This is a genomic window from Streptomyces sp. NPDC001787, from assembly GCF_040297465.1.
Taxonomy (GTDB): domain Bacteria; phylum Actinomycetota; class Actinomycetes; order Streptomycetales; family Streptomycetaceae; genus Streptomyces.
Window position 1 is genome coordinate 70,834 of sequence record NZ_JBEOZE010000002.1, and the last position, 11,507, is coordinate 82,340.

Consider the following 11,507-nt stretch of genomic DNA (forward strand, 5'->3'; position numbering starts at 1 on the left):
GAGAGCAACACGATGAGCCGATCCGCACACCCCGCCGGACCCCGTCACGCCGACGTCCTGACGGAGGGGCACTACACAGCCCCGGCCGCCGATCTGAATGTGCTGGACGAGAAGGTCTGGTCCCGTACCGTCTCCCGCGACGCGGACGGTGCGCTCACCGTCGGCGGGGTCGGCGTGGCACGCCTGGCCGAGGAGTTCGGCACCCCGGCGTACTTCCTCGACGAGAGCGACTTCCGCGCCCGCTGCCGCGCCTGGGCGGACGCCTTCGGGCCCGGTGCCGATGTCTTCTACGCCGGGAAGGCCTTCCTGTCGCGGGCCGTCGTGCGCTGGCTCAAGGAGGAGGGGCTCAACCTCGACGTCTGCTCCGGCGGCGAGCTGGCCACCGCGCTCGACGCCGGGATGCCGGCCGAGCGGATCGCCTTCCACGGCAACAACAAGACCGTCGCCGAGATCGAGCGGGCCGTCGAGGCGGGCGTGGGCCGCATCGTGCTCGACTCCTTCCAGGAGATCGTCCGGGTCGCCCACATCGCGCAGCAGCGGGGCGTGCGCCAGCGCGTCCAGATCCGGGTCACCGTCGGTGTCGAGGCGCACACCCACGAGTTCATCGCCACCGCGCACGAGGACCAGAAGTTCGGCATCGCGCTGGCCGGCGGGCAGGCCGCCGAGGCGGTGCGCCGGGCGCTGACCCTGGACGGTCTCGAACTGATCGGTATCCACTCGCACATCGGCTCGCAGATCTTCGACATGGCGGGTTTCGAGGTGTCCGCCCGGCGTGTGGTGCAGCTGCTCGCCGAGGTGCGCGACGAGCACGGCGTCGAGCTGCCCGAGATCGACCTCGGCGGCGGGCTGGGCATCGCGTACACCTCCGAGGACGACCCGCGCGAGCCCCACGAGATCGCCAAGGCGCTCAGCGACATCGTGACCCGTGAGTGCGAGGCCGCGAACCTGAACACCCCGCGCATCTCGGTCGAGCCGGGCCGTGCCATCGTCGGACCCACCGCGTTCACGCTCTACGAGGTCGGCACCATCAAGCCCCTCGAAGGGCTGCGTACCTACGTGAGCGTCGACGGCGGAATGTCGGACAACATCCGCACCGCGCTGTACGACGCCGAGTACAGCGTCGCGCTCGTCTCGCGCACCTCGGACGCCGAACCGATGCTGGTCCGGGTCGTCGGCAAGCACTGCGAGAGCGGGGACATCGTGGTCAAGGACGCGTTCCTGCCGGCCGACCTCGCTCCCGGAGACCTGATCGCGGTGCCCGCCACCGGCGCGTACTGCCGCTCCATGGCGAGCAACTACAACCACGCCCTGCGCCCGCCGGTCGTCGCCGTGCGCGACGGCGGGGCCCGAGTGATCGTCCGGCGCGAGACGGAGGAAGATCTCCTGCGTCTCGATGTCGGCTGATGAAATAGTCGTCTCAGGATCCGGACGGGTGGCAGAAACTCCCGTCCGGTGAGTGAGACTGGTCCACACCTAAGTATGTATGAGAAACGAGGTCGGATGATGCGTACGCGTCCGCTGAAGGTGGCGCTGCTGGGCTGTGGAGTGGTCGGCTCAGAGGTGGCGCGCATCATGACGACGCACGCCGACGACCTCGCCGCGCGCATCGGCGCGCCCGTCGAGCTCGCCGGTGTCGCCGTCCGCCGGCCCTCCAAGGTGCGGGAGGGGATCGATCCCGCGCTGGTCACCACGGATGCCACCGCGCTGGTGAAACGGGGCGACATCGACGTCGTCATAGAGGTCATCGGGGGCATCGAGCCGGCCCGCACCCTCATCACGACCGCGTTCGAGCACGGTGCGAGTGTCGTCTCCGCCAACAAGGCACTGCTCGCCGAGGACGGTGCCGCGCTGCACGCCGCCGCCGAGAAGCACGGCCGCGACCTCTACTACGAGGCGGCCGTGGCCGGTGCCATCCCCCTCGTACGGCCGCTGCGCGAGTCCCTCGCCGGCGACAAGGTCAACCGGGTGCTCGGCATCGTCAACGGCACCACCAACTTCATCCTCGACCGGATGGACACGAGCGGAGCCGGTTACTCCGAGGCGCTCGACGAGGCCACCGCCCTCGGGTACGCCGAGGCCGACCCGACCGCCGACGTGGAGGGCTTCGACGCCGCCGCGAAGGCCGCGATCCTCGCCGGTATCGCCTTCCACACCCGCGTACGCATCGGCGATGTGCACCGCGAGGGCATCAGCGAGGTCACCGCCGCCGACATCGCCTCCGCCCGCCGCATGGGCTGCACGGTCAAGCTGCTCGCCATCTGCGAGCGCGCGGCGGACGGGCAGTCGGTCACCGCCCGCGTGCACCCCGCGATGATCCCGCTCAGCCACCCGCTGGCCTCCGTCCGCGAGGCGTACAACGCGGTCTTCGTCGAGGCGGAGGCCGCCGGGCAGCTGATGTTCTACGGCCCCGGCGCCGGTGGCGCGCCCACCGCGTCCGCCGTCCTGGGCGACCTGGTCGCGGTCTGCCGCAACAAGCTCAACGAGGCCCCCGGCCCCGGTGAGTCCGCCTACACGCGTCTGCCGGTCAGCCCGATGGGCGACGTCGTCACGCGCTACCACATCAGCCTCGACGTGGCCGACAAGCCTGGCGTACTCGCCCAGGTCGCGACGGTCTTCGCCGAGCAGGGCGTATCGATCGACACGGTGCGCCAGCAGGGCCGTCAGGACGGAGGCGGCGAGGCCTCCCTCGTCGTCGTCACCCACCGCGCGCCCGACGCCGCCCTCTCCGGGACCGTCGAGGCGCTGCGCAAGCTCGACACCGTGCGCGGTGTCGCCAGCATCATGCGTGTTGAAGGGGAGTAAGGACCCATGACCAGCAAGGGCACCCACCAGTGGCGCGGGATCATCGAGGAGTACCGGGACCGTCTTCCGGTCACGAGCACGACGCCCGTCGTCACGCTTCGTGAGGGCGGTACGCCGCTCGTTCCGGCGCAGGTCCTCTCCGAGCGCACGGGCTGCGAGGTGCACCTCAAGGTCGAGGGCGCCAACCCCACCGGTTCGTTCAAGGACCGCGGGATGACCATGGCCATCACCCGGGCCAAGGAGGAGGGCGCGCGGGCCGTCATCTGCGCCTCCACCGGCAACACCTCGGCCTCCGCCGCCGCGTACGCGGTGCGGGCGCAAATGGTCTGCGCCGTCCTCGTGCCGCAGGGCAAGATCGCGCTCGGCAAGATGGGCCAGGCGCTCGTCCACGGCGCCAGGATCCTCCAGGTCGACGGCAACTTCGACGACTGCCTGACCCTGGCCCGCTCGCTCTCGGACAACTACCCGGTGGCGCTGGTCAATTCGGTCAACCCGGTCCGTATCGAGGGCCAGAAGACCGCCGCGTTCGAGATCGTCGACGCGCTCGGCGACGCTCCGGACATCCATGTGCTGCCGGTCGGCAACGCGGGCAACATCACCGCGTACTGGAAGGGGTACACGGAGTACGCGGGTGACCGGGTCTCCACGCACGCACCGCGCATGTGGGGCTTCCAGGCCTCCGGCTCCGCGCCGATCGTGCGCGGCGAGATCGTCAAGGACCCCTCCACGATCGCCACCGCGATCCGGATCGGCAACCCGGCCTCCTGGCAGTACGCCCTGGCCGCGCGCGACGAATCGGGCGGCTTCATCGACGAGGTGACGGACCGGCAGATCCTGTCCGCGTACCGTCTGTTGGCCTCGCAGGAAGGCGTCTTCGTCGAGCCGGCCTCGGCCGCGTCCGTCGCCGGTCTGCTCAAGGCCGCCGAGGAGGGCAAGGTCGACCCCGGCCAGAAGATCGTCTGCACGGTCACGGGCAACGGCCTCAAGGACCCCGACTGGGCCGTCGCGGGTGCTCCGCAGCCGGTCACCGTCCCGGTCGACGCGGCCGCCGCGGCCGAGAAGCTCGGCCTGGCGTAACCCTCCGCGCCCCTCGTGACCCTTCGCGACCGGGCGCGGAGAAATGTAGCTCAACCGCCTCTTTTCGGGGCGGAGAGCGCATAGGAGGCGTGCGACACGCATCGTGCGCCTCCTGTGCGCCCTATGTCGCGACGGAACCTTCCTTCGATAAGCTGTATGCAACCGCCCCGCCGCGTGTGCCGCGGTGCGGCCGGCGCCGTTGCCGTCGGTTGGGCGACAGAGGTTCCCGGAAGGCCGGGAGTCCGTCTCCCCGCAGCCGCGACCTCCCAGTCACCACCGCCCCCACCGTCGCAGAGCCACACCGCACCGAATCCCCGCTGTCTTACAAGGAGTCGTCCAACCGATGGCCGGTCCCGCGTTCCGAGCTGCCGCCGTCCGGGTGCGCGTCCCCGCGACCAGCGCCAATCTGGGCCCGGGTTTCGACGCCCTCGGGCTGTCGCTGGGGCTGTACGACGATGTCGTGGTCCGGGTCGCCGACTCCGGGCTGCACATCGACATCGCGGGCGAGGGCGCGCAGACGCTCCCCCGCGACGAGAGCCACCTGCTCGTGCGCTCCCTGCGCACCGCCTTCGACCTGCTCGGCGGCCAGCCCCGCGGCCTCGAAATCGTCTGTGCCAACCGCATCCCGCACGGACGGGGCCTCGGCTCCTCCTCCGCCGCCATCTGCGCCGGTATCGTCGCCGCCCGCGCCGTGACGACGGGCGGCGACGCCCGCCTCGACGACGCGGCCCTGCTGGAACTGGCCACCGAGATAGAGGGCCACCCGGACAATGTCGCGGCCTGTCTGCTCGGCGGCTTCACCCTCGCCTGGATGGACGGCGGAGCGGCCAGGGCGCTCAGGATGGACCCTGCGGATTCCGTCGTTCCGGTGGTTTTCGTCCCCGGCCGGCCGGTGCTCACCGAGACCGCCCGCGGCCTGCTGCCGCGCACCGTCCCGCATGTCGACGCCGCGGCCAACGCCGGGCGCGCGGCCCTGCTCGTAGCGGCTCTCACCCAGCGGCCCGAGCTGCTGCTCGCCGCCACCGAGGACCGTCTCCACCAGGAATACCGCGGACCCGCGATGCCGGAGAGCCTGGAGCTGGTGCACCGGCTGCGCGCGGACGGCGTCCCCGCGGTCATCTCCGGCGCGGGACCCACGGTCCTCGCGCTGGCGGAGGAGGGTTCGGCCGACAAGGTCGCCCGACTGGCGGGCGAGGGGTGGGCCGCGAACAGGCTCTCGCTCGACGCCGCGGGCGCGAGCGTTCTGCCGCTCGCCCCGTAATCGCATGTGATCGCCGGTGAGTGAGAGGGGGAATGTTTGTTGGAGCCGGTAGTGTTAACCTCAAGTCTGCAACCGACGTCTTTGTGGCGCGTTGCTTCGTGTCCCCCTCCGGGACCACCATTCTTCCGGGAGCCTCCCCAACTGCCTGAGCAGCCTGCCTGAGCAGTTTCGTGCACGCTCCGGAACCGGCGCGACACCCCTCGCTCATCCAGGAGTGGGCCGAGCAGGGGGATCTCGCGCCGGACCCCGCACATTCATCTCTCCGCCGTACCCGGCGGACCACCGCCCCGGCAAGGTCCGCGATCCGCAAGATCACAGACCGCAGTCGGACAGCACAACCGGTCGCCGAGCCAGAAGGCCGACGTCCGCTCCAGGGAAGGACCCTTCGTGAGCGACACCACCGATCTGATGGGCGTGACTGCCGACAAGAACGTCGACAGCGCCGCGCCCGCCGAAGGTGCTGCCACTGGCACCACCGCACGGCGCCGCCGCTCCGGCACCGGCCTCGAGGGCATGGTCCTGGCCGAGCTGCAGCAGGTCGCGTCCGGCCTCGGCATCAGGGGAACTGCGCGGATGCGCAAGAGCCAGCTGATCGAGGTCATCAAGGAGGCGCAGGCCGGCAGCTCTGCCGCGCCCAAGGCCTCCACCAAGGCCGCCGCGGCCCCCGCCGGTACGGACGCCGAGAGCAAGCCGAAGCGGCGTGCCACCTCCAAGGCGCGCACCGGGGACGAGGCCGCCGCACCGGCCGACAAGTCCGAGGCCCAGCAGCAGATCGACATCCCCGGTCAGCCGGCCAGCGACGACCAGCCCGCCGGCGAGCGCCGCCGGCGCCGGGCCACCGCTCAGGCGGGCAGCCCCGAGGCCAAGACCGAGGCCAAGGCCGAGGCCAGGACCGAGGTCCGCGCGGAGCCGCAGGCCGAGCAGAAGAGCGACGAGCGCGGCGAGGCCAAGGGCGATGCCAAGGCCGAGTCCGCCGCCGACAGCGCCGAGGGCCGCCGCGGCGACCGCCGGGACCGCGGCGACCGCGGTGACCGGCGCGAGCGTCAGCGCGACCGTCGCGGCAAGGGCGACGACCAGGGCCAGCAGGGCGGCGGGCAGCGCCCGCAGCGCCAGGGCCAGGGGCAGAGCCAGAGCCAGGGCCAGGGCCAGCAGGGCCGGGACAGCGGTCCGCAGGACGACGGTTACGACGACGAGGCGGGTGGCCGTCGCGGCCGTCGTGGCCGCTACCGCGACCGCCGTGGCCGCCGTGGGCGCGAGGACTTCGCCAGCGATGTACAGGTCGCCGACGACGATGTCCTGATCCCCGTCGCGGGCATCCTGGACATCCTCGACAACTACGCGTTCATCCGGACCTCCGGCTACCTGCCGGGCCCGAACGACGTGTACGTCTCGCTCGCCCAGGTCCGCAAGAACGGCCTGCGCAAGGGTGACCACGTCACCGGCGCGGTGCGTCAGCCCAAGGACGGCGAGCGCCGCGAGAAGTTCAACGCGCTGGTGCGCCTCGACTCGGTCAACGGCATGGCGCCCGAAACCGGCCGCGGCCGTCCGGAGTTCCAGAAGCTGACCCCGCTCTACCCGCAGGACCGGCTCCGTCTGGAGACCGACTCCAACGTGCTGACGACGCGGATCATCGACCTGGTCGCCCCCATCGGCAAGGGCCAGCGAGGCCTGATCGTGGCCCCGCCGAAGACCGGCAAGACGATGATCCTCCAGGCCATCGCCAACGCGATCACCGTCAACAGCCCCGAGTGCCACCTGATGGTCGTCCTGGTCGACGAGCGTCCGGAAGAGGTCACCGACATGCAGCGGTCGGTGAAGGGCGAGGTCATCTCCTCGACCTTCGACCGCCCGGCCGAGGACCACACCACGGTCGCCGAGCTGGCCATCGAGCGCGCCAAGCGTCTCGTCGAGCTGGGTCACGACGTGGTCGTCCTGCTGGACTCGATCACCCGTCTGGGCCGCGCGTACAACCTCGCGGCGCCGGCCTCCGGCCGCATCCTGTCCGGTGGTGTCGACTCGACCGCGCTGTACCCGCCGAAGCGCTTCTTCGGTGCGGCGCGCAACATCGAGGACGGCGGTTCGCTGACCATCCTGGCCACCGCGCTCGTCGAGACCGGCTCGCGCATGGACGAGGTGATCTTCGAGGAGTTCAAGGGCACCGGCAACATGGAGCTCAAGCTCGACCGGAAGCTCTCGGACAAGCGCATCTTCCCGGCGGTGGACGTCGACGCGTCCAGCACCCGTAAGGAAGAGATCCTGCTCGGCACCGACGAGCTGGCGGTCGTCTGGAAGCTGCGCCGGGTGCTGCACGCGCTCGACCAGCAGCAGGCGATCGAACTGCTGCTGGACCGCATGAAGAAGACGCAGTCCAACGCGGAGTTCCTGCTCCAGATCCAGAAGACGACACCGGGCAACGGCAACGACTGACGTCGTACCAGCAGCCCGCGGAACCGCCCTCGTTACTCCGGTGACGAGGGCGGTTCCGCGTTGTAGCATCAGCAGGCCCGTAGGCGGGGGGAACGTATCTTCTTTGCGCCCACTGTGCCGAACCTCCAGTGGGGCCGTCCCTTCCTTCGCGTGCAACTACCCGGCGCCGCACTCGCGTTGCGCCGCGTCGACCGAAGGGATTCTTGCGTGACATCCGGCAGACCGAGGCAATTCATCGCCCTGCCCGCGGCAGCCGCCGCGCTTGCCCTGGGGGCCGCGGCGCTGACCGCCGCTCCCGCGCAGGCCGCGGACCGGCCGCCGCTTCCCGGGACCCAGAACGTGCAGAAGCGTCCCGCGCTGTCGCAGGAGGAGCTCCTCGACACCGTCAGGGGCTCGGCCGCGAAGCTGGAACAGGGCGAGTCGGGCGCCCCCGGTCAGGAGGCCGACGACGCCGGGCAGGCCGCTCCGGGCGCACCCGGCCGCAGGGTGGACCCGAAGATCATCGGTGGTGTGGACGCGCCGATCACGGACGCGCCGTGGATGGTGCAGCTGCACTACTACGACGACAAGGGAACCTCCGACACCGCCGACGACGAGGGCTACTTCTGCGGCGGCACCCTCGTCGCGCCGGCCAAGGTCCTCACCGCCGCGCACTGCGTCGACGGTCTGGACTGGGCGGCGAACGGCGCGGTCGTCGGCGGTACCGCGCAGCTGCCGGCCGGGGGCGATCTGCACGGCGGGCAGGCCGTCTCGGTCTGGCGGCAGTGGGTCGACCCCGCGTTCGACGACGCCGCGCTGACCAGTGATGTCGCCGTGCTGACGCTGGGAGCCGCGCTTCCGTACAAGACGCTCCAGCCGGCCTCGGGCACGGACACCGCCCTCTACAAGGACGGCACCCGCGCCACGGTCTACGGATGGGGCCGCACCAGCTCCACCGACGAGTCGATATCGCAGACCCTGCGCAAGGCCACCGTGCCGATCCACGCGGACTCCACCTGCGCGGCCTTCTACCCGGCCGACTTCGTGGCCGGCCGGATGACCTGCGCGGGGATACCGGCGTCCGGTGAGGACAACGGCACGGTGTCCCCGTGCAACGGCGACTCCGGTGGCCCGATGGTCGTCAACGGCCGTATCGCGGGCGTCGTTTCCTGGGGGATGAAGGACTGCGTGGAGAAGGGCTCGTACAGCGTCTACGCGAAGACGAGCACGCTCTACGGGAAGATCGCCCCGCGGATCGACGACACCAACATCAACGGCGACTTCACGGCGGACCTGTTCGCCCGCAAGGCCACGGGCGAGGCGTTCGAATACGTCTCCACCGGCACCTCGTTCACCCGGCCCGTCTCCGGCGGCGACTGGGGCGGGGCCGACCTCGTGCGTCAGGTCGACTGGAACCGCGACGACTACCAGGACTTCGTCTACCGCGTCGGCAACGGCGACCTGTACTGGCTCCGTTTCGACGGCGAGACCCAGTGGGTCGAGACGAAGATCGGCAAGGGCTGGTCGACGTGGAAGAACATCCTCTTCCCCGGTGATGTCACCCGGGACGGTGTCCCGGACCTGGTCGGCATCGACAAGGACGGCAAGATCTGGACGTACCCGGGCCGCGGTGACGGCTCCTTCGGGGCGCGCGTCGGCGGCGGCGGAGGCTGGGGCACCGTGCAGGTCTTCGGCAAGGGGGACTACAGCGGTGACGGGAAGCCGGATCTGCTGACCCGTGACAGCGAGGGCCGCCTGTGGCTCTACGCGGGCCGGGACACCCCCTCCTCCCCGTACGCGCCCAGGGTCCAGGTCGGCAAGGGCTGGAACTTCACGGCGTACGTCACCACCGGCGACAACACCGGTGACGGCATCGCCGACCTCGTGGTCCGCGACAAGGCGGGCGACCTGTGGATCTACCCGAGCCGCGGCTCGGCGACGGCACCGTTCAGCGCGCGGCTCAAGGCGGGCAAGGGCTGGAACGGGTTCGACCTCTTCGGCTGACCCGACCCGACCCGACCCGACCCGACCCGACCCGACCTGGCCCGGCACGGCCCGGACCTGTCCCGGATCCCGGCCCGGACCGCTCCGGGCCGAGACCTTGGCCACACCCCGGCCGCCGGACTCCCGCGCGGAGAATGGCTGTACAGGGAAAGAAACCCCAGGTGAGCGCCGGATCACGGCCAGTTCACCCGCACGACCTGTGGCCCCCGTCCCCGACGGGGGCCACAGGTCGCTGTGCAACCCTTCTTGATGCTTCGACGTCTGATCAAGAGATGACAAACCGTGCCGGAACCACCGGGGCCGGGGGAGCAGGGAGCGGCGAGGCGCCAGGAGCGAGGGAGACCATGAGCGAGCACAGCAGGGGGACGGGCCGAATACGCGGCACCGGAAGCCGCCGGAAGAAGCCCTCGCGCCGTCACCGGGCGAAGGTCGTCGCGGGCTGGACGGTGGCCGCGGTCGTCGTCGCCGGCGGATCGGGGCTCGGATACGCCTACTTCACGCTGAACGGCAACCTCAAGGGCGTCGACATCAACGCCGCGCTCGGTGCGGACCGCCCCGACGACGTGGACGACGGCTCCCAGGACATCCTGGTGCTCGGCTCGGACTCCCGCTCCGGCGACAACGCGAAGTACGGCGCCGACGACGGCGCGGCCCGTTCGGACACGGCGATGATCGTGCACGTCAACGAGGGGCACAAGGCCGCCAGCGTCGTCTCCATACCCCGCGACACCCTCATCGACCGCCCCGGCTGCACGAGCGACGAGACCGGTGACCCGGTCGCCGCCGAGCAGCGCGCGATGTTCAACACGGCGTACGAGGTCGGCGGGCCGGCCTGCGCGGTGAAGACCGTCGAGGCGATGTCCGGGATCCGCATGGACCACTACGTCGAGGTCGACTTCACCGGCTTCAAGAAGCTCATCGACGAGCTCGGCGGCGTCGAGATCACCACCAACCAGGCGATCAACGACCCCAAGAGCCATCTGAATCTGGAGCCCGGCACCCACACGCTGAACGGCGAGCAGTCGCTCGGGCTGGTGCGTACCCGCAAGAGCGTCGGCGACGGCAGCGACCTCGGACGCATCCAGCTCCAGCAGGCGTTCATGAAGGCGCTGATGGAACAGGCCAAGAGCGTCGGGGTCTTCACCAGCCCGAAGAAGCTGTACGACATCGCCAGTACCGCCACCAAGGCCATCACGACCGACTCCGACCTGGCCTCGGTGAGCGAGCTCACGGGCTTCGCGAACGGACTGAAGGGCCTGAGCTCCAAGAACGTCCACATGGTCACCCTGCCCGTCCAGTACGACCCCGCCGACCCGAACCGCGTCATACCGCTGGAGAAGGAAGCCCAGCAGGTGTGGACGGCACTCAAGAGCGACCTGCCGATCCCGGCGTCCGCCACCGAGCGGTCGGCGGGCGACAAGGGCGAGGCCGGGCAGGTCGTCGAGTAGCTCAGCCGCCCCCGCCGCCTGCGGTTATGACACCCGGCGACCGTCCGGTCACCGGGTGTCGTGGCCCGGTCGGGAATACGTGCGCACCGACCCCGGTTTTGGGAGATACGGCCGGTCCTGGCAGACTGGTACGTCGGCCCCGGTTCACGGACGCGCAATCCGCGCGGACGACCCGGCGCCCTCCCGAAACTAGGAGTCACCTTGAAGCGCGACATTCACCCCGAGTACGTCGAGACGCAGGTCAGCTGCACCTGCGGTGCGTCGTTCACCACCCGGAGCACCATCGACGGCGGCACCATCCGTGCCGACGTCTGCTCCGAGTGCCACCCGTTCTACACGGGCAAGCAGAAGATCCTCGACACCGGTGGCCGTGTGGCCCGCTTCGAGGCCCGCTTCGGCAAGGCTGCCGGCTCCGCCAGCAAGTAGCGAGCCACTGCGCCGGTTCTCGGCGCCCTCTTCCCGGGGGCGTCGGAACCGGCGTTTTTTCCGGCCGGGCGTCCGGGGGCGCC

General features: G+C 70.7%; 8 protein-coding genes. All 8 read left to right on the forward strand.

Going from position 1 to position 11,507, the window contains the following annotated elements; genetic code table 11:
• The first annotated feature begins 12 nt into the window (after positions 1 to 12).
• Positions 13 to 1,404 carry a diaminopimelate decarboxylase gene (gene lysA, locus ABT170_RS03000; protein WP_329946022.1) on the forward strand — a complete coding sequence of 464 codons (1,392 nt, stop codon included), beginning with the start codon at positions 13 to 15 and terminating at the stop codon, positions 1,402 to 1,404.
• A gap of 96 nt (positions 1,405 to 1,500) precedes the next feature.
• Positions 1,501 to 2,802, forward strand: a complete 1,302-nt coding sequence (locus tag ABT170_RS03005) for a homoserine dehydrogenase (protein ID WP_329946021.1) — start codon at positions 1,501 to 1,503, stop codon at positions 2,800 to 2,802.
• A gap of 6 nt (positions 2,803 to 2,808) precedes the next feature.
• A complete protein-coding gene (thrC, locus tag ABT170_RS03010) occupies positions 2,809 to 3,879 on the forward strand; it encodes a threonine synthase (protein ID WP_329946020.1) in 1,071 nt (356 codons plus the stop codon).
• Positions 3,880 to 4,222: 343 nt separating this feature from the next.
• Complete coding sequence (thrB, locus tag ABT170_RS03015) at positions 4,223 to 5,140, forward strand: homoserine kinase (RefSeq protein ID WP_329946019.1); 918 nt, start codon at positions 4,223 to 4,225, stop codon at positions 5,138 to 5,140.
• Between the two features lie 387 nt (positions 5,141 to 5,527).
• Entirely contained in the window at positions 5,528 to 7,567 is a 2,040-nt protein-coding gene (gene rho, locus ABT170_RS03020) for a transcription termination factor Rho (RefSeq protein ID WP_351863660.1), read from the forward strand.
• 207 nt (positions 7,568 to 7,774) lie between these two features.
• A complete protein-coding gene (locus ABT170_RS03025; protein WP_329946017.1) occupies positions 7,775 to 9,550 on the forward strand; it encodes a trypsin-like serine protease in 1,776 nt (591 codons plus the stop codon).
• Between the two features lie 344 nt (positions 9,551 to 9,894).
• The gene (locus ABT170_RS03030) at positions 9,895 to 10,998 is read left to right on the forward strand and encodes an LCP family protein (RefSeq protein WP_329946016.1); all 1,104 of its coding nucleotides are present in this window, start codon (positions 9,895 to 9,897) and stop codon (positions 10,996 to 10,998) included.
• Positions 10,999 to 11,199: 201 nt separating this feature from the next.
• Entirely contained in the window at positions 11,200 to 11,424 is a 225-nt protein-coding gene (rpmE, locus tag ABT170_RS03035; protein WP_019764351.1) for a 50S ribosomal protein L31, read from the forward strand.
• Positions 11,425 to 11,507 lie beyond the last annotated feature (83 nt).

Coding starts and splice junctions, on each gene's coding strand:
- thrB (WP_329946019.1), top strand. CDS start 4,223: ATGGCCGGTCCCGCGTTCCGAGCTGCCGCCGTCCGGGTGCGCGTCCCC.
- ABT170_RS03030 (WP_329946016.1), top strand. CDS start 9,895: ATGAGCGAGCACAGCAGGGGGACGGGCCGAATACGCGGCACCGGAAGC.
- thrC (WP_329946020.1), top strand. CDS start 2,809: ATGACCAGCAAGGGCACCCACCAGTGGCGCGGGATCATCGAGGAGTAC.
- lysA (WP_329946022.1), top strand. CDS start 13: ATGAGCCGATCCGCACACCCCGCCGGACCCCGTCACGCCGACGTCCTG.
- ABT170_RS03005 (WP_329946021.1), top strand. CDS start 1,501: ATGATGCGTACGCGTCCGCTGAAGGTGGCGCTGCTGGGCTGTGGAGTG.